This window comes from Synechococcus sp. CS-1329, from assembly GCF_025128055.1.
Classification (GTDB): domain Bacteria; phylum Cyanobacteriota; class Cyanobacteriia; order PCC-6307; family Cyanobiaceae; genus Regnicoccus_A.
Genome location: NZ_JAHLYS010000036.1, coordinates 1 through 17,553, shown reverse-complemented (window position 1 = coordinate 17,553; position 17,553 = coordinate 1). Strand labels below are relative to the sequence as shown.

At 67.6% G+C, this 17,553-nt stretch carries 24 protein-coding genes and 1 tRNA gene; 13 read left to right on the top strand and 12 right to left on the bottom strand.

Translation table 11 applies throughout. The annotated features are described in order from the left end of the window. Positions 1 to 126: 126 nt before the first annotated feature. The 4 genes from KQ304_RS08470 to KQ304_RS08455 all read right to left on the bottom strand — a co-directional run bounded on the left by KQ304_RS08470 (position 127) and on the right by KQ304_RS08455 (position 3,426). Entirely contained in the window at positions 127 to 1,254 is a 1,128-nt protein-coding gene (locus tag KQ304_RS08470) for an alanine/ornithine racemase family PLP-dependent enzyme (RefSeq protein WP_259736668.1), read from the bottom strand. After that, complete coding sequence (locus tag KQ304_RS08465; protein ID WP_259736667.1) at positions 1,251 to 2,372, bottom strand: DUF1611 domain-containing protein; 1,122 nt, start codon at positions 2,370 to 2,372, stop codon at positions 1,251 to 1,253. Before KQ304_RS08465 ends, KQ304_RS08470 begins: the two co-directional genes overlap by 4 nt. A 136-nt stretch (positions 2,373 to 2,508) precedes the next feature. Further along, entirely contained in the window at positions 2,509 to 3,162 is a 654-nt protein-coding gene (locus KQ304_RS08460; RefSeq protein ID WP_259736666.1) for a ParB-like protein, read from the bottom strand. 12 nt (positions 3,163 to 3,174) lie between these two features. Continuing rightward, a complete protein-coding gene (locus tag KQ304_RS08455; protein WP_259736665.1) occupies positions 3,175 to 3,426 on the bottom strand; it encodes a Nif11-like leader peptide family natural product precursor in 252 nt (83 codons plus the stop codon). Positions 3,427 to 3,635: 209 nt separating this feature from the next. Here KQ304_RS08455 and pstS point away from each other — a divergent pair, with 209 nt between their 5' ends. The 4 genes from pstS (at position 3,636) to KQ304_RS08435 (ending at position 7,285) form a co-directional block, all read left to right on the top strand. Beyond that, positions 3,636 to 4,616 carry a phosphate ABC transporter substrate-binding protein PstS gene (pstS, locus tag KQ304_RS08450; RefSeq protein ID WP_259736664.1) on the top strand — a complete coding sequence of 327 codons (981 nt, stop codon included), beginning with the start codon at positions 3,636 to 3,638 and terminating at the stop codon, positions 4,614 to 4,616. A 125-nt stretch (positions 4,617 to 4,741) separates the two neighbouring features. After that, positions 4,742 to 5,377, top strand: coding sequence for a Crp/Fnr family transcriptional regulator (locus KQ304_RS08445; RefSeq protein WP_259736663.1), 636 nt, complete (start codon positions 4,742 to 4,744; stop codon positions 5,375 to 5,377). Positions 5,378 to 5,411: 34 nt separating this feature from the next. Then, positions 5,412 to 6,116 (top strand): response regulator transcription factor, encoded by a 705-nt coding sequence (locus tag KQ304_RS08440; RefSeq protein ID WP_259736662.1) that lies wholly within the window; start codon positions 5,412 to 5,414, stop codon positions 6,114 to 6,116. Between the two features lie 101 nt (positions 6,117 to 6,217). Next, a complete protein-coding gene (locus tag KQ304_RS08435) occupies positions 6,218 to 7,285 on the top strand; it encodes a cell wall metabolism sensor histidine kinase WalK (RefSeq protein WP_259736661.1) in 1,068 nt (355 codons plus the stop codon). Positions 7,286 to 7,291: 6 nt separating this feature from the next. Here the strand turns inward: KQ304_RS08435 and KQ304_RS08430 are convergent, their stop codons facing one another. Beyond that, positions 7,292 to 7,612, bottom strand: coding sequence for a helix-turn-helix transcriptional regulator (locus KQ304_RS08430; RefSeq protein ID WP_259736660.1), 321 nt, complete (start codon positions 7,610 to 7,612; stop codon positions 7,292 to 7,294). Positions 7,613 to 7,648: 36 nt separating this feature from the next. Here KQ304_RS08430 and KQ304_RS08425 point away from each other — a divergent pair, with 36 nt between their 5' ends. The 4 genes from KQ304_RS08425 to crtR all read left to right on the top strand — a co-directional run bounded on the left by KQ304_RS08425 (position 7,649) and on the right by crtR (position 11,774). Continuing rightward, positions 7,649 to 8,278, top strand: coding sequence for an EF-hand domain-containing protein (locus KQ304_RS08425; protein ID WP_259736659.1), 630 nt, complete (start codon positions 7,649 to 7,651; stop codon positions 8,276 to 8,278). A gap of 93 nt (positions 8,279 to 8,371) precedes the next feature. Further along, positions 8,372 to 9,445 (top strand): ArsJ-associated glyceraldehyde-3-phosphate dehydrogenase, encoded by a 1,074-nt coding sequence (locus tag KQ304_RS08420; protein ID WP_259736658.1) that lies wholly within the window; start codon positions 8,372 to 8,374, stop codon positions 9,443 to 9,445. After that, positions 9,442 to 10,698 (top strand): organoarsenical effux MFS transporter ArsJ, encoded by a 1,257-nt coding sequence (gene arsJ, locus KQ304_RS08415; RefSeq protein WP_259736657.1) that lies wholly within the window; start codon positions 9,442 to 9,444, stop codon positions 10,696 to 10,698. Before KQ304_RS08420 ends, arsJ begins: the two co-directional genes overlap by 4 nt. 35 nt (positions 10,699 to 10,733) lie before the next feature. Further along, on the top strand, positions 10,734 to 11,774 hold the full coding sequence (crtR, locus tag KQ304_RS08410; protein WP_259736656.1) for a beta-carotene hydroxylase: 1,041 nt from the start codon (positions 10,734 to 10,736) through the stop codon (positions 11,772 to 11,774). A gap of 15 nt (positions 11,775 to 11,789) precedes the next feature. Here crtR and gatC read toward each other — a convergent pair whose 3' ends face one another. Both gatC and KQ304_RS08400 read right to left on the bottom strand, forming a co-directional pair. Then, positions 11,790 to 12,083 (bottom strand): Asp-tRNA(Asn)/Glu-tRNA(Gln) amidotransferase subunit GatC, encoded by a 294-nt coding sequence (gatC, locus tag KQ304_RS08405; protein WP_259736655.1) that lies wholly within the window; start codon positions 12,081 to 12,083, stop codon positions 11,790 to 11,792. 58 nt (positions 12,084 to 12,141) lie between these two features. Continuing rightward, on the bottom strand, positions 12,142 to 12,915 hold the full coding sequence (locus KQ304_RS08400; RefSeq protein ID WP_259736768.1) for a creatininase family protein: 774 nt from the start codon (positions 12,913 to 12,915) through the stop codon (positions 12,142 to 12,144). A gap of 155 nt (positions 12,916 to 13,070) precedes the next feature. Here KQ304_RS08400 and KQ304_RS08395 point away from each other — a divergent pair, with 155 nt between their 5' ends. Next, positions 13,071 to 13,370: a DUF6679 family protein gene (locus KQ304_RS08395; protein WP_259736654.1), complete on the top strand. Its 300-nt coding sequence runs from the start codon at positions 13,071 to 13,073 to the stop codon at positions 13,368 to 13,370. A 31-nt stretch (positions 13,371 to 13,401) separates the two neighbouring features. Here KQ304_RS08395 and KQ304_RS08390 read toward each other — a convergent pair whose 3' ends face one another. Further along, positions 13,402 to 13,545: a hypothetical protein gene (locus KQ304_RS08390; RefSeq protein ID WP_259736653.1), complete on the bottom strand. Its 144-nt coding sequence runs from the start codon at positions 13,543 to 13,545 to the stop codon at positions 13,402 to 13,404. An 85-nt stretch (positions 13,546 to 13,630) separates the two neighbouring features. On the opposite strand from KQ304_RS08390, the gene KQ304_RS08385 reads away from it, so the two are divergent. Next, positions 13,631 to 14,311, top strand: a complete 681-nt coding sequence (locus KQ304_RS08385) for a DNA-3-methyladenine glycosylase (RefSeq protein WP_259736767.1) — start codon at positions 13,631 to 13,633, stop codon at positions 14,309 to 14,311. After that, positions 14,308 to 15,351, top strand: coding sequence for an aspartate carbamoyltransferase catalytic subunit (locus tag KQ304_RS08380; protein ID WP_259736652.1), 1,044 nt, complete (start codon positions 14,308 to 14,310; stop codon positions 15,349 to 15,351). Before KQ304_RS08385 ends, KQ304_RS08380 begins: the two co-directional genes overlap by 4 nt. On the opposite strand, the gene KQ304_RS08375 is transcribed toward KQ304_RS08380, so the two are convergent. The 4 genes from KQ304_RS08375 to KQ304_RS08360 form a co-directional block, all read right to left on the bottom strand. After that, the gene (locus KQ304_RS08375) at positions 15,338 to 15,676 is read right to left on the bottom strand and encodes a DUF565 domain-containing protein (RefSeq protein WP_311133901.1); all 339 of its coding nucleotides are present in this window, start codon (positions 15,674 to 15,676) and stop codon (positions 15,338 to 15,340) included. The genes KQ304_RS08380 and KQ304_RS08375 overlap by 14 nt on opposite strands. Positions 15,677 to 15,791: 115 nt before the next feature. Next, positions 15,792 to 15,992 (bottom strand): hypothetical protein, encoded by a 201-nt coding sequence (locus KQ304_RS08370; protein ID WP_006172336.1) that lies wholly within the window; start codon positions 15,990 to 15,992, stop codon positions 15,792 to 15,794. Positions 15,993 to 16,078: 86 nt separating this feature from the next. Then, positions 16,079 to 16,240, bottom strand: a complete 162-nt coding sequence (locus KQ304_RS08365) for a PCP reductase family protein (RefSeq protein WP_259736650.1) — start codon at positions 16,238 to 16,240, stop codon at positions 16,079 to 16,081. A gap of 24 nt (positions 16,241 to 16,264) precedes the next feature. Continuing rightward, positions 16,265 to 16,337: transfer RNA gene (locus tag KQ304_RS08360), tRNA-Ala, on the bottom strand. A 138-nt stretch (positions 16,338 to 16,475) separates the two neighbouring features. Between KQ304_RS08360 and KQ304_RS08355 the strand changes: the two genes are divergently transcribed. After that, complete coding sequence (locus KQ304_RS08355) at positions 16,476 to 16,688, top strand: DUF2555 domain-containing protein (protein WP_259736649.1); 213 nt, start codon at positions 16,476 to 16,478, stop codon at positions 16,686 to 16,688. Further along, positions 16,678 to 17,553: bifunctional phosphopantothenoylcysteine decarboxylase/phosphopantothenate--cysteine ligase CoaBC (gene coaBC, locus KQ304_RS08350; protein WP_259736648.1), on the top strand; the 876-nt coding region annotated here is incomplete at its 3' end. The genes KQ304_RS08355 and coaBC, both read left to right, overlap by 11 nt.

The window sequence follows — 17,553 nt, the reverse complement described above, 5'->3', positions numbered from 1 at the left end:
TACGGCTCACGGCGCCGCACCTGAGCCGATCCCGTTGCTCCCCCTCGGGGTCTGCATCGATGAGCCCTGGGCGTCGGGGCAACGCAAGCGCTACCTGGCCAGCCTGGACCCGGCCCTCGGCGCCGCTCAGGCCTTGACCCCAGCGGGGTTGGAGGCCAACCGCTGACGGCCCTCCGCCGTTGCCTGGATCGGTGCCTCGATCAGGGTGCGGGCCACGAAGGGTGAGGTCATCGCCCGCAGCAGGGCGCTGTAGTTGAGATCGAAGCTCAGTTCCGCTCCCACCGCCACCGCCACGGAGCCGGTGTCGAGCACCAGATGGTCACTGCTGGCCCCCAGCAGGGTCATGCCCGCCGGCAGGGTGAGGCCTGCGGCATCCACATCCTGAAGGCCCAGGGCCAGCAACGCCCGCCAGCGCTCGCCCCGATCCACCCGCGTGGGCGGCGCACCGAAGGCCCCCTGCTGGCAGTGGCCCCAGGGCAGGGTGGGTTTGAGATTGGCTTCGATCACCTCGGCCACCAGGCGGAAGGCATCGGTGCGCAGGCCGGGGATCGGGCGGCGCTGCAGCGGTTCGCGGCCCAGCAGGAGCGCCTCGCCGAGGCGCAGGTTGTTGATTCTCCCGGGGCTCCCCCCGGCAAACAGCCAGGGGAGATTGGCGGAGTTTCCCCCCGACACCAGCGGCAGCACGAGGCCGAAGCGGTTCTCCAGGCCCGTGGCCAACGACGAGAGCTGGGCCATCGAGGCCTGGGAGGGCACCACGCCGTTCTGGCAGGCCAGGTTGGCGCCGATGCCGATCAGGTCGAGGCCGGGCAGGCGCAGCAGGCCCGCTGCGATCCCCTCCAGCCGCTCCGGCAGGATCCCCTCGCGCAGATCGCCCAGTTCCACCATCAGCACCACGCCGTGGCGATGGTCCTGGTCGATCGCCGCCGCCGAGAGCAGGGCCAGCACCGCCGGCTCGGTGTTCAAGCTGATATCCGCCTGGGCCACCACCTGGGCCACCTGGCTGGGCATGGGCGAGCGGATCAGGGTCAGCGGCAGGGTCAGGCCGCTGCGCCGCAGGGCCGCCAGGGTTTCGATGCGCGGCTCGCCGATCCCGCTCACTCCGGCCGCCGCCAGCACCGCCGCCACCTGGGGCAGCCCCAGGGTGGCTTTGGTCACGGCCGTGACAGACAGCCCCCTGGCGGTGAGGCGAGCCACCAGGCTGCGGGCGTTGTGGGCGATGCGGTCGAGGCGGATCTCCAGCCTCGGGGCGCTCAAGAGCCGAGGCGGGCGGCAGTGGCTTGCAGTTCGGGGAAGGCGCCGATCACCATCTCCACCAGGCGTTGCGGGGAGCGCCTGAGGGCATCGGTGGCGGGCAGGCCCAGTTCGATCCCGTAGAGGGCGATCGCTGCGGTCACTTCCGCTTCGCCCATGCCTTCGTGGTTGAGGCAGAGACCGATCACCCGCGTGGAGGCGAAGGTTTCGATCAGGGCGATCTCGCTGGCCGGCGTCGGCATCGGGATCTGGGGAAAATCGCTCAGCCAGTGGCGCATCGGTGCGTGCTGCAGGAGCACGGCCTGGGGCTGTGATCCCCGCAGGATGTAGGCCGAACTGAGGTAGGCCGGGTGACTGAGCGCCCCCTGGCCTTCGATCACGATCACCTCGGGATGTTCCGCCTCCCAAGCCTCCACCACCGCGGCCTCCACCTCGCCGGAGGCGTACTGGCAGGGGATGGCATCAAGGGCGAGGCCATGGCGGGCCCCCTGCATCAGTCCGGTCTGACCGGTGCCCACCATCACCGTCTTGATGCCGGCGTCGTTCAGGGCCCGCGTCAGGATCACGGCGGTGGTGCGTTTTCCCACTGCCCCATCGGTGCCGAGCACGGCGATGCGGCGGCAGGGCAGGGAGGAGATGCGGCCGCTGAACATGCGCAGATCGCTCAGACTCGGCGGCCGCCGGATGTCGCTGATGCTGACGTGATGATCCGCTGCCGCCCGGGCGAATTCGGCATCGTCGTTGAGGAATTCGTGCAGCCCATTAATGAGATGCAGCCCGGCGCGGATGGCGCTGAGCAACACGTGCTTCTGCTCTGGCGTCAGCCTGCCGCTGGCCGGGGCCATGCCGACGATCATCAGATCGACCTGGCCTCCGCACTGGGCCAGGGCTTCGCTCAAATTGGCGCAGACGGGAATGCCGCGGGCCACGCCATCGAGCACCATGCCGGCGTCATGGCCGGCCATCTGGCTGTCAATCACCGCCAGGATGCGGTAGTGCTCCGAGTGGCGCACCAGACCGTTGGCGGTCTTGCCGTCAATGCGGCCGAAGTTGCCTTCGCAATAAATGATCGCCGTGGGATGCGGCGGCAGGCCGACTCCCGCTCGTCGAGCGTTGGTCATTCGATGGCACTCCTGAAATCGGGCTCAGAGGAGGCGACCGAATGGTCCGCTCGGACCAGATCGAAGCGGGGATACCAGCGGTCTCCGCTAAGGGGGGCGAGCCTTTCTAGCCTAGGCAGGCTCGGGCCTGTGCCGTTCAGCCCTTCCAGCCCGCCAGGCGTGAGGCCGCTGCGGAGCGGGCCAGGGCCCGGGCCGCCGGCAGGGCCGGCTCCAGGCAGAGGGAGCTGAAGGGCGGCAGGCAGCGGCTGCGCAGCCAGGCCCCCCAGCGGAATTCGTGAAAGGGGATCAGCGGCGCCGGTGCGATCACCCTCTCCTGCTTCAGCTTCCAGACCAGGCTGCGGTAGGGGTCGTCGTCGAGGCCCAGCAGGCTCCGGGGCAGTCGCTCGGGCGGCCAGGGCCCCTGGCCGCGGCCGTCGTGCAGGTAGAGCCAGCCGCGCTGGGCCATCGCCTCCAGCGCGGCGCTGGGGTCTTCGCTGGAGAGCTGCAGGATCACGTAGCCGAAGGCCATGGCGTCGGGCTCGATCTCCAGCAGGCCACGCAGGCGGTGGTGGCGATCCACCATCCAGAGCGCGCCCCTGGCGTCGCGCACCAGGGGGACCGGCTTGCGGCGCAGGTAGCGCTGACGGTTCTTGCGTGATTCAGCAGCGAACTCAGCCTGGCGTTGACGGATTTCGGCCAGGCCGATGCAGAGCTGGGAGGGTCGCAGCTCGGCCACCGCCACCTGCAGCAGGCCGCCGGTCCCGTCGGGGGGCGGGGGCAGGGGGTCGTAGGGGGGGAGTTGCAACGCCATGGCAGCTGTGGCTCAGCGCAGCTGATCACGCTTGAGGTGAACTCTGATCAGCTTTTCATCCATCAGCCCGATCCGGGCCCTGGGGGCCTCGTTGCAGCGGCTGAACAGCTCCACCAGGGCAGTGGCGGAGAAGCTGTGCCCCCGCTCCTGGGCCAGCTGAGCCACCTCCTCGGCTGACTCCACCAGGTTCAGCGCATCGCGCAACTCCCTGTCGGAGTTGATTTGGGCAAGGAAGGCAAAGACGTCGTCGCGGTCCTGGCTCATGACCTGCAGTGGATTCGGCAGTTCCACTCTCCACCCCGGCTGGCGGTTGACCGCCCGACGGTTGGGACGGTCTGCGGCTGGGGCAGCCTGCTACTGAGCGTGAATTCAGATCTTGAAATAATCTGATCTTGAAACAAGCTTAATCAGGCCATAAATTCCTCAGGCTGAGTTCGTTGCTAAGCAGGAATCGCACTCCTTTGGCGCCTGTGATGACCTTCGCGAAGAAGGCCTTTGTCTTCAGTGTCCTGACCGCCATGACTGCTGGCGCTGCCGCCACAGCTCAGAGCGCCCTCAATGGTGCAGGAGCCTCTTTCCCATCCCCGTTCTATCAACGGGCTTTCTCCGATCTGGCCAGTGGCGGTGGCCCTCGGGTCAACTATCAATCGGTGGGCTCCGGCGCCGGCGTGCGTCAGTTCATTGCCGGCACCGTTGATTTCGGCGCCACCGATGAGCCGATCAGCTCCGCCGATGCCGCCAAGGTGAAGCGTGGTGTGGTGCAACTCCCCACGGTGGGTGGCACGATTGCCATCGCTTACAACAAGCCGGGTTGTGCTCTCAAGCTCACCCAGAAGCAGGCGGCTGAGATCTTCCTGGGGGTGATCAACGACTGGAAGCAACTCAAGTGTGCCCCCGGCAAGATCACGGTGGTGCATCGCTCCGATGGCTCCGGCACCACCTTCGCGTTCACCAACTCCCTCTCCGCCTTCTCGCCGACCTGGAAGAGCAGGGTGGGCGAGGGCAAGTCGGTGAAGTGGCCTGTGGGCGTGGGCGGCAAGGGCAATGAGGGTGTGGCCGGTGTGCTTCAGAACACCTCGGGCTCCATCGGTTACCTCAATCAGGCCTTCGTCAAGGGATCGATCAAGGCGGCGGCTCTGCAGAACAAGGCGGGCAAGTTCGTGATGCCCAACTTGAAGAGTGGCGCGGCGGCCCTGAACAACATCCGCCTCGACTCCAATCTGGCCGGTGAGGATCCCAACCCCGCCGGTGCCGACAGCTATCCCATCTCCACCCTCACCTGGGTGCTGGCGTACAAGAGCGGCAACGGCGCCAAAGCTCCGCGTATTCGCCAGGCGATTGCCTTCCTGCTGAGCCCCAAGGCCCAGGACAAAGCCGATGACCTCGGTTATGTTCCCCTGCGCGGCACGGTGCTCAATTCGGCCAAGAAGGCCGTGGGCAACATCGGCTCCTGAAGCCATGGCCCCTCGGGGGCCGGGGGCGGTGAATCCTTAGCCAAGGGTTAACCGCCCCCTTTTCTTGTCTTTGCTTGCCTGTCGGTTGTCGTCCATACACTCCGGGGTGTCAGCGGAGATCAGCCATGGTTTCAACTCCCTTTCGCGATGCGGGCCGCAGCGATGCGATCCGTGAGGTGCTGGAAACCAGTTACCGGCAGCGGCAGCTCCTGCACATCGCAGCCGGCAGCGCGGTTCCGCTGCTGAAGAACACCATCTGGCTGGTGGTGCGCGGCATGGTCAAACTCGAAGCCATCACCATTCACGGTGATCCGCTGCTGCTCGGCCTGGCCGGGCCGAATGAGCCCTTCGGCGAACCCCTCACCAGTGTGCAGGCCTATGAAGCCAGCACCCTCACCGATTCCGACCTGCTCTGCCTCTCCTGCGCCGAGATCGAGCAGGCGCCCCACCTGGCCATGGCGGTGATGCAGGCGGTGATCAGTCGTCACCGCCAGGCGGAAACCCTGCTCTCCCTGCTGGGGCTGCGGCGGGTGGAGGAGCGGGTGCGCGGCTTCCTGGAGTTGCTGGCCCAGGACTACGGCCAGCCCTGCCAGGACGGTCTGCGCCTCAACCTGCGTCTCACCCACCAGGAGCTGGCCAGTGCCCTCTCCACCACTCGCGTCACGGTCACGCGGGTGATCGGTCAGCTGCGCGATCAGGGCTGGCTCACGATTGATGGCCAGCGCCACCTGGTGATCAGCCACCTGCCACGGATGACTTAATTTGAGTGTTCTGCTCGTGGGCCCGGACGCTCCCATGCCCCGCCTGCTCATCGTCGATGACGACGACGGCATCCGCACCACGCTTGAAGAGGCACTGGCACAGGAAGGTTTTGAGGTGGCCTGTGCCGCTGATGGCCGTCAGGCGATCCGGCAGATCGACGCGTCCCAGCGCCCGGGTTCAGCCAGCTTCGATCTGGTGCTGCTCGATCTGATGCTGCCGGGGGTCGGCGGGCTGGATGTCTGCCGCCACCTGCGCCGCGGTGATGCCCACACGCCCATTTTGATGGTGAGCGCCCGCGACACGGAAACGGATCGGGTGCTGGGCCTTGAGCTGGGCGCCGACGACTATCTGGTCAAGCCGTTCGGGCTGCGCGAGCTGGTGGCCCGTTGCCGTGCCCTGCTGCGCCGCAGTCAGCAGACATTGGAGCGCTTCCCCGTCGGCGAGATCATTCACCACGGGGAGCTGAGTCTTTACCCCGATGAGTTCCGCGTCACCCGCGGCGGGGCAGCGGTGAACCTCTCCCCGAAGGAATACCGGCTGGCGGAGTTCTTCATGCAGAACCCGGGTCGGGTCTGGAGCCGCAATCAGCTGATCGATCAGGTCTGGGGCACCGACTACGTGGTTGACACCAAGACCGTGGATGTGCACATCCGCTGGCTGCGCGAGAAACTCGAGATCAATCCCTCCGCGCCTGAGCACATCCTGACGGTGCGGGGCTTCGGCTACCGCTTCGGTTGAGCCAAAGCCCATGACCCTGCTGCTGGCCCTGGGCCTTGGCGTGCTGCTCGGCTGGCTGATCGCCCGGGGCCGTGGGCCCCGCTGGGGCCGGGCCGGCGCCGATGAGAGCAGCACCCGGTCACCCCTGCCGGGAGCTGGGCCGTCTGCAGTTGCTGGCCTGGCTGGAGGGGGCACCCCAGGGCTGGCTGGTGCTCGACGCTCAGCAGCGCATTCAGGCGATCAACCCGCGGGCGGAGCGGCTGCTGCAGCTCCCCGCCGATCGATTGGTGCGGGGCCAGTCCCTGCGCGCCGTGATTCAACAGATGGATCTCGAGGAGGCGATCCGGCTGGTGGGTCGTCGGGGCAGGCCCCAGCGGCTGGAGTGGTGGCAGGGCAACGAGCCGCTGGAGGCCGTGCTGCTGGCGGGCGGCGAGGGCTGGGTGGCGCTCTGGATCAACAGCCGCCGATCCATGGAATCCCAGCTGGATCAGCAGAGCCGCTGGGTGAGTGACGTGGCCCACGAGCTCAAGACCCCCCTCACGGCCCTGATGCTGGTGGGGGAGCGGCTGGCGACGGAGACGGGCCAAGAGGCCGGCGGCTCCGGCGGTGGCAGCAGTGCTCTGCTGGTGGATCGCCTGCAGCGGGAGCTCAAGCGGCTGCAGGAACTGGTGGGCGATCTGCTGGAGCTCTCCCGCCTGGAGAACAGCCTTCCTCTGGATGAGAGCCGCTACGAGGTGCTCGACCTCTGGGAGCTGGCCGATGAGGCCTGGAGCAGCCTCAGGCCCCTCGCCGAAAGCCGCGGCGTCCGGCTGGTCACCGGTCAGCGCCAGGCCAGCCTGCTCTGGGCTGATGCCTCACGGCTGCACCGCGCCCTGCTCAACCTGTTTGAAAATGCCCTGCGCTACAGCCCCGATGGCGCCGTGGTGGAGCTGAGCGTGGGCAGCAGCGGCCTCTGGTGGGAGCTGGAGGTGCGCGACCACGGACCTGGCCTCAGCCAGCAGGACCTGGCCCATCTGTTCGAGCGCTTCTACCGGGGTGACCCGTCGCGGGTGCGCAGCCAGCAGGCCGGCAGTGGCCTGGGCCTGGCGATTGTGGAGCAGATCGCCCTCACCCACGGGGGCCGGGTGCAGGCCCGCAACCATCCCGACGGCGGCGCCGCGATCGAGATGGTGCTGCCGAAGGGGGTCTGAGCGGCCTCAGGGGCAGGGTTGGGCGGGAGTGCTGCAGTGGCCAGCCAGATCGGCGATCCAGCCCTGCAGGGCGCCGAGGGCCTCGGGGCGCAGGCGGTAGTAGATCCAGCGGCCCTCCTGCCGATCAGCCAGCAATCCGGCCTGCTTGAGCACCTTGAGGTGAAAGGAGAGCTTCGACTGGCTCAGGCCCAGATCAGTGGTGAGATCGCAGACGCAACGCTCGCCGTCGCCGAGGGCCTCGATCACCCGCAGGCGCAGCGGATCGGCGAGGGCCTTGAGCAGCTGGCGGGCCTGCTCGACCTGCAGGGGCGCCATGGCCACGCTCATGGGATCGACCTGGATCAATGCAGCTGTTGTAGTTGATTGCTGGAAGTTTCGGCGCAGCATGGCACTCCTGTCGCCTGCCCGGCCGACGTTCAGCTCGGACCTCGTTCTAACTCAGGTCCCTATGGTGAGGACGTTGCATGCCTGCAACGCATTGATCCCCTCAAGACCGAACTGATGCATTCTCTCCCCTCGGCAAAGTTGCTGTTCATTGCCATGACGGCTTGCTTTGGTATGGCCTCTGCCGGCTCAGCGCTTGCCGCTCCTGGTGGGGCCAATGCTCCGGCGATCAATGATGCTGTCAAGCAGTATTTTGAATTGGACGCCAATGCCGATGGCAGGGTCACGGAAGTTGAAGTGCTGCAAGATCGTGGCGAGAAATTCAAGAAGCTCGATGTCGATGGGGATGGCGCCATTACCCTGGAAGAAGTTCGTGCCCTGTTCTCTGAAGTCGTCCCTGACACGGCATCACAAAGCTTGAAAGAGCGGGGGGTTGACGACCTGTCCGTTCTGTTCATCGACAGCATGGACGAGAATGATGATGGGCGAGTTGAGCTCTTTGAGTTTCAGCGGCCGGCCCGGAAACGGTTTCGCCAGATTGATGCCAACACCGATGGCTTCGCCACCCCCGGCGAAACAACCGTGTTCTTCTCAAGGATGCGCCTCTGAGCGGGCCGCGCGAACAAGAGCCCAGCCAGAGCGACTGACTGCATCCATCAACCAAACTTGATCTAAGCTGACTGGGTCCCCTCCCCAGGCGCGATGAAGATCGGCATCAACGGCTTCGGGCGCATTGGCCGCCTGCTGTTCCGTGCCCTCTGGGGCCGCCCTGGCATCGAGCTGGTGCTGCTCAACGATCCGGCCGCTGACGCGGGCGCCGCGGCCCACCTGCTGGAGTTTGATTCGGTGCATGGCCGCTGGCCCTTCAGCCCGCAGGCCGAAGCCGCCGGGTTCAAAGTTCCGCTGCTCCCGGGAGGGGTGGCCGCGGCCGGCGCCTTCATCGCCTGGAGCCAGCAGAGCGATCCCGCCGCTGTGGGCTGGGCGGCCGCCGGTGTTGAGCTGCTGCTCGAGTGCAGCGGCCGCTTCAAAACCCCCGACACCCTCGAGCCCTACTTCAGAGAGCTGGGCCTTGAGCGGGTGATCGTGGCCTGCCCCGTGAAGGGGGTGGTGGCCGGCGAGGAAGCCCTGAACGTGGTGTTCGGCGTCAACCACCACCTCTACGACCCCCAGCGCCACCGCCTGCTGACGGCCGCTTCCTGCACCACCAACAGCCTGGCGCCCGTGGTGCAGGTGGTGCACGAAAGCTTCGGCATCCGCCACGGTTCGATCACCACCCTGCACGACGTCACCAACACCCAGGTGGTGGTGGATGCCTTCAAGAGCGACCTGCGCCGGGCCCGCTCCTGCCTCCAATCCCTGATCCCCACCACCACCGGATCCGCCCGGGCGATCGGGATGATCTTCCCAGAACTGGAGGGCAAGCTCAACGGCCACGCCGTGCGGGTGCCGCTGCTGCATGGCTCGCTCACCGATGCGGTGTTCGAGCTGCAGCAGGAGGTGAGCGCCGAGCAGGTGAACGCCGCCTTCGAGGTCGCCGCCAACGGGCCGTTGCAGGGAATCCTCGGCTACGAAACCCGGCCGCTGGTGTCGATTGATTATGTCAACGATCCGCGCAGTTCGATCATTGATGCCCTCTCCACGCTGGTGGTGAACGGCACCCAGCTCAAGGTCTACGCCTGGTACGACAACGAGTGGGGCTACAGCTGCCGCATGGCGGATCTGGCCTGCCACGTGGCTGCGTTGGAAAGTGCCGCCCTGGAAGATGCCGCCCGATGAAACATCTCACGGGATTGCAGCAGTACGCGGTCGTCACGGCCAACTACTGGGCCTTCACCCTCACCGATGGGGCCCTGCGCATGCTCGTGGTGTTCCACTTCCACCAGCTGGGCTACTCCACCCTGGAGATCGCTTTTCTCTTTCTCTTCTACGAATTCTTCGGCATCGTCACCAACCTCTACGGCGGCTGGCTGGGGGCCCGCTTCGGCCTGCGGCTCACCCTCTGGGCCGGAACGCTGATGCAGGTGGCTGCCCTGCTGATGCTGATTCCGGTGGCCGACGACTGGCCCCGCTGGTGGAGTGTGGCCTATGTGATGGTGGCCCAGGCAATCAGCGGCATCGCCAAGGACCTCAACAAGATGAGCGCCAAGAGCGCCATCAAGACGGTGGTGCCGGAAACCCCCGAGGACTACAGCCGGGGCGAAAACCAGCTGTTCAAATGGGTGGCGATCCTCACCGGCTCCAAAAACGCCCTCAAGGGGGTGGGGTTCTTCCTGGGGGGATGGCTGCTCACCACGATCGGCTTCAGCGCCGCCGTTGGGGCGATGGCCGCCGGCCTGTTCCTCTCCTTTCTGATCACCCTGGTGCTGCCTGGTGAGATCGGGCGCATGAAGGAGAAGCCCGCCATCACGGCCCTGTTCTCCAAATCCAAGGGTATCAACGTGCTCTCGACAGCCCGCTTCTTCCTGTTCGGCGCCCGTGATGTGTGGTTCGTGGTGGCCCTGCCGGTGTTCCTGCAATCAGTGCTGGGCTGGAAGTACTGGGAAGCCGGTGGCTTCATGGGCCTCTGGGTGATCGGCTACGGGATCATTCAGGCCTCGGTGCCGGCCCTGCGGCGCAGCTGGGGCCAAAGCGCGCCGCCGGGGGTGTCTGCCGTGCAGTTCTGGAGCGCCGTGCTCACCGCCATCCCCGCCCTGATCGCCATCAGCCTGTGGCGCGAGGTTGGCAACCCCGGCATCGCCGTGGTGGTGGGCCTGGCGGCCTTCGGGGTGGTGTTCGCGATGAATTCCTCGATCCACAGCTACATGGTGCTGGCCTACACCGATGCCGAATCGGTGAGCCTCAACGTGGGCTTCTATTACATGGCCAATGCCGCCGGCCGGCTGCTGGGCACCTTGCTCTCCGGCGCCCTGTTCCTGGTGGGCGGCCTGCAGGCCTGCCTCTGGTGCTCGGCGCTGCTGGTGGGCCTCTCCTGGCTGGTGAGCCTGCGCCTGCCCGTGCTGGCCCGGCAGCAGACCGGCTGGTGCCCGTAAGGTGGGAGCCGTTTATTGAGGCGTGGTCTGCGGCGATGACCCAACTGTTGGCCCTGTCGCCGGAACCTGCCATCGATGCTTCGCCCTCAGGCGCCTCCATGCGCTCGGTGCCGAAGGAGTTCCTCGATCCCCCCGCGGCCTGGAACCCCACCGTGGGCCTTTTCCTTGGCGGCTACGGGCTGGCGGCGCTCACCATCTGGGGCTGGTTCGTGCCCCAGTGGCCGCTGCCGCTGCTGCTGGGCCTGGGTTTCCTGGCTCTGCACCTGGAGGGCACCGTCATCCACGACGCCTGCCACAACGCCGCCCACCCCAGCCGCTTCTGGAATGCGCTGATGGGCCATGGTGCCGCGCTGCTGCTGGGCTTCAGCTTTCCGGTGTTCACCCGGGTGCACCTGCAGCACCACGCCCATGTCAATGATCCGAAGCGCGACCCCGATCACATCGTCTCCACCTTCGGGCCGCTGTGGCTGATTGCACCGCGCTTCTTCTATCACGAAGTGTTCTTCTTCCGCCATCGCCTCTGGCGCAAATGGGAGTTGCTGGAGTGGGGCATAGCCCGCGCGATTTTCATCTCGATTGTGCTGGCTGCCTTCAAGTTCAATTTTGAGCCGTTCATCTTCAACTGCTGGTTTGCACCGGCGCTCATGGTGGGCGTCACCCTGGGGCTGTTCTTTGATTACCTGCCCCACCGCCCGTTCAAGTCGCGCAACCGCTGGCATAACGCCAGGGTCTATCCCAGTCGGCTGATGAACTGGCTGATCATGGGGCAGAACTACCACCTGATCCATCACCTCTGGCCGTCCATTCCCTGGTTTGAGTATCAACCGGCCTACCGGGCCACCCAGCCGCTGCTGGAGGCCAAGGGCTCGCCCCAGCGGCTGGGGCTGTTCGAAACCCCCCACGACGGCATCAACTTCCTCTACGACATCTTCCTGGGCATCCGCAGCCACAAACGCCGCCGCAGCCGCCTGCGCCCGATTGCCGCGCTGATGCCCACGGCCCGCTCCCGCCGCCACCTGCTCTCACTGCTGCACCGCACCGCCGTCTCACCGGTGCCGCGCTCTTCCGCCGGCTGAGGCCAGCCAGCCGCTTCAGCTGGTGAGGATCTGGGGAACCCGGAAGAAGTCACCCTCGCGCTGGGGCGCCAGCTCCAGCAATTGCTCGCGCACGGGCGTTGGCTCCACCGCATCGCCGCGGGTCACATTGACCACCTCCACCGCCCGGGTGGTGGGGGGAACCCCCTCGGTGTCCACCTGCTCCAGGTGCGCCACGTACTCAAGGATCCGCTCCAGCTGGCCGGTGTAGGTGGCGATCTTGGCCTCGGGCAGGTCCAGGCGGGCCAGCTGGGCCACCTTGCGCACGTCGTCGGAGGAAATCTTGCCCATCGAAGCGCTGTTGCTCGTCTGGGCTGAACCTAGCGGCAGCAGCCCAGGCGCCCCGGCTTCATTCGCTCAGGAACGTTTCCAGATCGGCGCTGAGGGCCTCGGCCGCCAGCTCCAGGAAGCGTTGGCCGTCTTCGGCGCTGGCGAGGAAGGGGTCGGAGCCCATGCGCCCGTCCGGGTAGCGGCGGCGGAAATCCTCGGGCCCATGGATCGGCCCGGCAGGGGCCGGCTCCGGCAGGGGCCGCTGCTTGGCCACCAGGCTCGGCTCCAGGTGCAGGGTGAGAGCGATCTCGCTGGGGGTGGCGTGCTGCCCTTCGCGCTTGCCGTAGCGCTCCCGCGCCTCGCGCATCACCGGCCCGGCCATGAACCAGTTGGACAGTTGGCAGCGCAGCCCCGGTGCGGCCGCCAGGCCGCGGCTGGCGGCCGTGGCGTAGGCCTCGGCAAAGGCGGCACGGGTGGTGGCGATGTTGCCGCCATGGCCGTTGATCACGAAGATCCGCTCGAAGCCATGGCGAGCCAGCGAGAGCACCACGTCGTGGATCACGGCCAGCAGCGTGGATGGCTGCAGGCTGATGGTGCCCGCGAAGCCCAGGTGATGCTCGGCCATGCCGAAGGCCTGGGCGGGGGTGACCAGCACACCGGTGCGGCGCCCCACCTCCAAGGCCACCGCTTCGGCGGTGAGTGCATCGGTGCCGATGGCGCCGGTGGGGCCGTGCTGCTCGGTGGAGCCCAGGGGCACGATCACCCCCTTGCATCCCCGCAGATAGTCCTCCACCTCAGGCCAGCTGCGCAGCTGCAGCCGGATCTCCTCCACATGCTGGGCGGGGCCCGGCAGCGGACTGCCGGCCGGCGCGGTGGTCTGGGGCGAGGAGATCGTCACCGGAGGGAGCTCGGCGACGGGGCCGAAACGAGGGATCCCTTGAAGTATCCCTAGGATCTGAGGAATCCGGGCCCCGATCCGCACTCGGCCCACTGGAGCCGGAACTCAGGATGCTGCACCGCAAGCTGGATCAGTTCTGCAGCGAGAAGCGACCGGTGTGGGTGTTTCTGCGCGACCAGCAGCGCTGGATCGAGCAGGCGCTGGTGGTGGAGATCGCCGGTGATCTCGTCACCCTGCGCTACGACGAGCAGGACGACGACGAGTTGCACAGCTGGGAGGAGAGCGTGCGTCTCGACTCGATCGGCGCGGTGAGCACCCGCCTGGCTTTCTTCAGCCGCACCGCCAGGGCTGAGGATCTCGAAACCGCCGAAGACTGCCCCGAATCGGAGCAGTTGCGTCGCCAGGGTTGAGCCCAGCGACACGCAAGCCTCGAGATGGAGTTCAGTGGGCGGTGCCGTTGCCGTCGTAGTCGTCGCTGTCGTAGTACCCACCCCGGGTGCCGAAGTAGAGGGTCGTCAGGCAGAACAGACCGCTGCCGAGCAGCAGCACGGTGCCGAGATTGAAGCTGGAGAGAGCGTTGGACACGAAACAGACGCGAGGGAGTGCCGGGGACCGATCCGTTGACGGAGCGGTGAACCTCAGTCTGGCGGCTTCCGCCGCCGGGGCCGCCATCGCTGCCGGGGGTGTCGATCCGCTGACGCCCGCCTTCTTTGCGCGGGGCGCCCATCTGGTGGGTCCGGATCTGGTGGGCTGCCAGCTGCTGCGCCGCTTCGAGGATGGGCGCTGGCTCCGGGGCCTGGTGGTGGAGACCGAGGCCTACTGCCAGAGCGAGCCCGCCTGCCATGGCCACCGCCGCCGTTCGCCCTCGAACGAAACCCTGTTCGGCCCGCCGGGGCGCTTCTACGTTTACGTCAGTCATGGCATCCATCACTGCGTGAATGTGGTCACCGACCGTGAGGGCTGGGCCAACGGTGTTCTGCTGAGGGCCGTGGCCCTGGCGGGTGAGCCCGAACGCACCGCCGCTGGTCCCGCCCTGCTGGCCCGTCGCTTCGGCCTTGATCGCCGTCACGACGGCCAGCCGCTGGATGGCACCGGCGAAGCGTGGCTGCTGCCGCGCCCCCCGGCCCTGCTGACCTGGTGGCAGCAGCAGGAGCTGCAGGGCCAGATCCCGCTGGTCACCACCACCCGCATCGGCATCAGCCAGGCGCTGGAGCTGCCCTGGCGCTGGTACCTCAGGGCCAGCCGCAGCGTCAGCCGCCGGGCCCGCGCTGACCGCACCTGGGCCCGCGGCCTGGCCCTCGAGCCCGCCGCCGTGCTGCCTGCAGCGGTAGCAGCGGAGCTGGAGCCGTGAGCGGCTGGTCCCATCGGCACCTGATCGATCTGGCGGCCTTCAGCCTCGAGGATTTCACCACCGTGCTGGAGCTGGCCCAGCGCTTCCGGGTGATGCCCGTCAGTGGCTCCCGCAAGCTGCCGGCCCTGCAGGGCCGGCAGGTCACCAGCCTCTTCTTTGAGCCCAGCACCCGCACCCGCAGCAGTTTCGAGCTGGCGGCCCGCCGCCTCTCCGCGGATGTGCAGAGTTTCTCCCCCTCCTCCAGCTCCCTGAGCAAAGGGGAGAGCCTGCTCGACACCGCCCTCACCTACGTGGCCATGGGCGCCGATGTGCTGGTGGTGCGCCACCGCTGCGCCGGTGTTCCGGCGGCCCTGGCCCGCGACCTCGACCGGGAAAGGCGCAGCGGTGGCCGGCCGGTGGCGGTGCTCAACGGTGGGGATGGACTGCACAGCCACCCCAGCCAGGGGCTGCTGGATCTGTTCACCCTTGCCCGTCACTTTGCGCCGGAGCAGCCCACCCCGGCGGCGCTGAGTGGCCGCACGATCGTGATCGTCGGTGATGTGCTGCATTCGCGCGTGGCGCGCTCCAACCTCTGGGCGCTCACCGCCTGCGGCGCCCATGTGGTGCTCTGCGCCCCGCCCACGCTGCTGCCCGAGGCCTTCACCCAGTTCGTTGCAGCCCCGCCCCCAGGCCAGGCCTTGGATCCGGTGGCGCAGCGCGGCACGATCCGGATCGAGCGGCAGCTGGAGCGGGCCCTGCCGGGGGCCGATGCCGTGATGACCCTGCGGCTGCAGCGGGAGCGGATGCACGAGCACCTGCTCACCAGCCTGGAGAGCTACCACCGCCGCTTCGGTCTCAGCCAGGCCCGCCTGAAGCTGTGCGGGCCGACGGTGCCTGTGTTGCACCCGGGCCCGGTCAACCGCGGGGTGGAGATGAGTGGCGATCTGCTGGATGACCCCGAGCGCTGCCTGGTGGCCGAGCAGGTGCGCAATGGCATCCCCATGCGCATGGCCCTGCTCTACCTGCTGGCTGCCCGCGGCGACGAGCTCAGAGAAGCTTGAAGCCCTCCTGCAGCAGGCCGTAGAGCAGGCCGATGCGGCCCGCATCCACCAGCTGCAGGGTGAGGCGGTCCTGGGGGCGCTGCATCAGCCAGCGGCGGCAGCGGATCGAGACCTCGATCGGCACCACGCAGATCAGGGCCGCCAGCGGATCGAGATAGGACAGGGCTCCGGTGAGCATCCCCACGGCGCCGCCGAAAAAGAAGGCTCCGAACCCGGTGATCAGCACCAGTGAGAGCCGCCGCCAGGGATTCTCCGCCCAATGGCGCAGGCGCTCTCCCTGCAGAGCCACCTGACGATGCAACCGGGTCTGCTGCGGGCGGATCACCAAGGGGCCGATGGAAGAAGGTGGGGGCCGTTGCTGGCTCCAGAGGCTGGGGCAACTGGCCGACTGCCGCAGGTTTACACCCGTTCAGAGCGCCCTGCCAGTCGGGCGCCGCCGTTCAGCTTTCGCTGTCCTTGTTCTTGCGCGAGCCCTTGCCTTCCAGCAGCTCCAGCAGCGCCTCCATCTGGGCCATCACCCCACGCACCTCACCGGCCTCCGGCAGCAGACCGTCTTCCATCACCCCCTGGTGCATCTCCCGGAGTTCCTGGCGGATGTAGCGCAGGTGACTCACCACCTGCTCGCGCTTGGATTGCGACATGGATGGGGCATCCTCTGTTGCCCTCCCTTTTACCTGATGGCCGGCCTCGGCGGCCCCATCCAGGCCACAACGGCCTGCCAGACCACCTACTTCTCGCCGAAGCGGGCCTTGGCGGCGGTGTAGAAGGCGAGATCGATGCTGGTGAGGGAGGCCTCGAGCGCCAGGCTTTCAATCCGGCGCCGCACGGCGGGACGCACGAAGAAAGGCACTTCCTTGAGCCTGGTTTCCGCCTCGGGGGTCCACTCCATCCGCCGCGTGCAATGAAGTCAGCATGGAGAATAGGGGACTCGAACCCCTGACCTCTGCGGTGCGATCGCAGCGCTCTACCAGCTGAGCTAATTCCCCTGGGGAGGTATCCCTTTGGGCAATTTATCACCGCCGATTGGCCGATGATCGTGGGCGCATCCGCCCATCTCGCCCCGCCCTGGCCCAGGGGTGGGGCCGATGCGCTGGAATTGAGGGGTGCTTCGCTCCACTGGCCCCGTGTCCGCAACCCCGATCACGCCTGAGCGACTGGCCGCCTTCGACGAGGCCGCCATCGCCGAGCTGGCCCAGCGCCTGGATGACGACGACTACCCCAATCCCTTTGAAGCCCTGCAGGACTGGCACCTGATCCGGGCCCTGGCCATCCACCGCCCGGATCTGGCACGCCCTTACGTGCATCTGGTGGATCAGGAACCCTTCGATGAGGAGTGAGCCGCTGGCTGGCTGCCGGATCCTGGTGGCCATCAGTGGCAGCATCGCCGCCGTCAAGTTGCCGGCTCTGGTCAGTGCCCTGGTTCAGCGCGGCGCCCAGGTTCGCTGCCTGCTCACCCCCAGCGCCGCCCGGCTGGTGAGCCCGGTGGCCCTGGCCAGCCTCAGCCGCGCCCCCTGTCACCTCGACGAGGACCAGTGGAGCCACCGGGCGCCCCGGCCCCTGCATGTGGAACTGGCCGAGTGGGCCGAGCTGGTGCTGCTGGCGCCCCTGAGTGCCACCAGCCTGGCCCGCTGGGTGCAGGGCTGTGGTGACACCCTGCTGGCCAGCACGCTGCTGGCCACGGAAGCTCCGGTGCTGGCGGCGGCCGCCATGAACACAGCCATGTGGCGCTCCCCCGGGGTGCGGCGCAACTGGGAGGAGCTGCAGGGCTTCGAGCGGGTGCTGCCCCTGGGCCCCGCCGCCGGCCTGCTGGCCTGCGACCGCCAGGGGGCCGGCCGGATGGCTGATCCGCAGCAATTGCTGCTGGGGCTTGAAACCCTGCGGTTGCATGGCTGGCGCCGCGACTGGCGGGGGCGCCGGCTGCTGGTGAGCGCTGGCCCCACCCGCGAATGGCTGGATCCCGCCCGCTGCCTCACCAACCCCAGCAGTGGCCGGATGGGGGTGATGCTCGCCCAGGCCGCGCGGTTGCGGGGCGCTGAAGTCGACCTGGTGCACGGTCCCCTCAGCCTCGATCCGCTGCTGCTGGAAGGGCTGCACCTCCACCCCGCCGAGACCGCTGCGGCCATGGGGCAAGCCCTGGAGGGGCTGCAGCCGGCGGCTGATGCGCTGGCCATGGCCGCGGCCGTGGCCGACCACGGCCGCGGC

Bases quoted from the DNA above. Each gene is read 5' to 3' on its own strand.
- KQ304_RS08465 (WP_259736667.1), bottom strand. From the start codon at position 2,372: ATGACCAACGCTCGACGAGCGGGAGTCGGCCTGCCGCCGCATCCCACG.
- KQ304_RS08460 (WP_259736666.1), bottom strand. From the start codon at position 3,162: ATGGCGTTGCAACTCCCCCCCTACGACCCCCTGCCCCCGCCCCCCGAC.
- KQ304_RS08455 (WP_259736665.1), bottom strand. From the start codon at position 3,426: ATGAGCCAGGACCGCGACGACGTCTTTGCCTTCCTTGCCCAAATCAAC.
- pstS (WP_259736664.1), top strand. From the start codon at position 3,636: ATGACCTTCGCGAAGAAGGCCTTTGTCTTCAGTGTCCTGACCGCCATG.
- KQ304_RS08445 (WP_259736663.1), top strand. From the start codon at position 4,742: ATGGTTTCAACTCCCTTTCGCGATGCGGGCCGCAGCGATGCGATCCGT.
- KQ304_RS08440 (WP_259736662.1), top strand. From the start codon at position 5,412: ATGCCCCGCCTGCTCATCGTCGATGACGACGACGGCATCCGCACCACG.
- KQ304_RS08435 (WP_259736661.1), top strand. From the start codon at position 6,218: ATGAGAGCAGCACCCGGTCACCCCTGCCGGGAGCTGGGCCGTCTGCAG.
- KQ304_RS08430 (WP_259736660.1), bottom strand. From the start codon at position 7,612: ATGAGCGTGGCCATGGCGCCCCTGCAGGTCGAGCAGGCCCGCCAGCTG.
- KQ304_RS08420 (WP_259736658.1), top strand. From the start codon at position 8,372: ATGAAGATCGGCATCAACGGCTTCGGGCGCATTGGCCGCCTGCTGTTC.
- arsJ (WP_259736657.1), top strand. From the start codon at position 9,442: ATGAAACATCTCACGGGATTGCAGCAGTACGCGGTCGTCACGGCCAAC.
- crtR (WP_259736656.1), top strand. From the start codon at position 10,734: ATGACCCAACTGTTGGCCCTGTCGCCGGAACCTGCCATCGATGCTTCG.
- gatC (WP_259736655.1), bottom strand. From the start codon at position 12,083: ATGGGCAAGATTTCCTCCGACGACGTGCGCAAGGTGGCCCAGCTGGCC.
- KQ304_RS08395 (WP_259736654.1), top strand. From the start codon at position 13,071: ATGCTGCACCGCAAGCTGGATCAGTTCTGCAGCGAGAAGCGACCGGTG.
- KQ304_RS08370 (WP_006172336.1), bottom strand. From the start codon at position 15,992: ATGTCGCAATCCAAGCGCGAGCAGGTGGTGAGTCACCTGCGCTACATC.
- KQ304_RS08365 (WP_259736650.1), bottom strand. From the start codon at position 16,240: ATGGAGTGGACCCCCGAGGCGGAAACCAGGCTCAAGGAAGTGCCTTTC.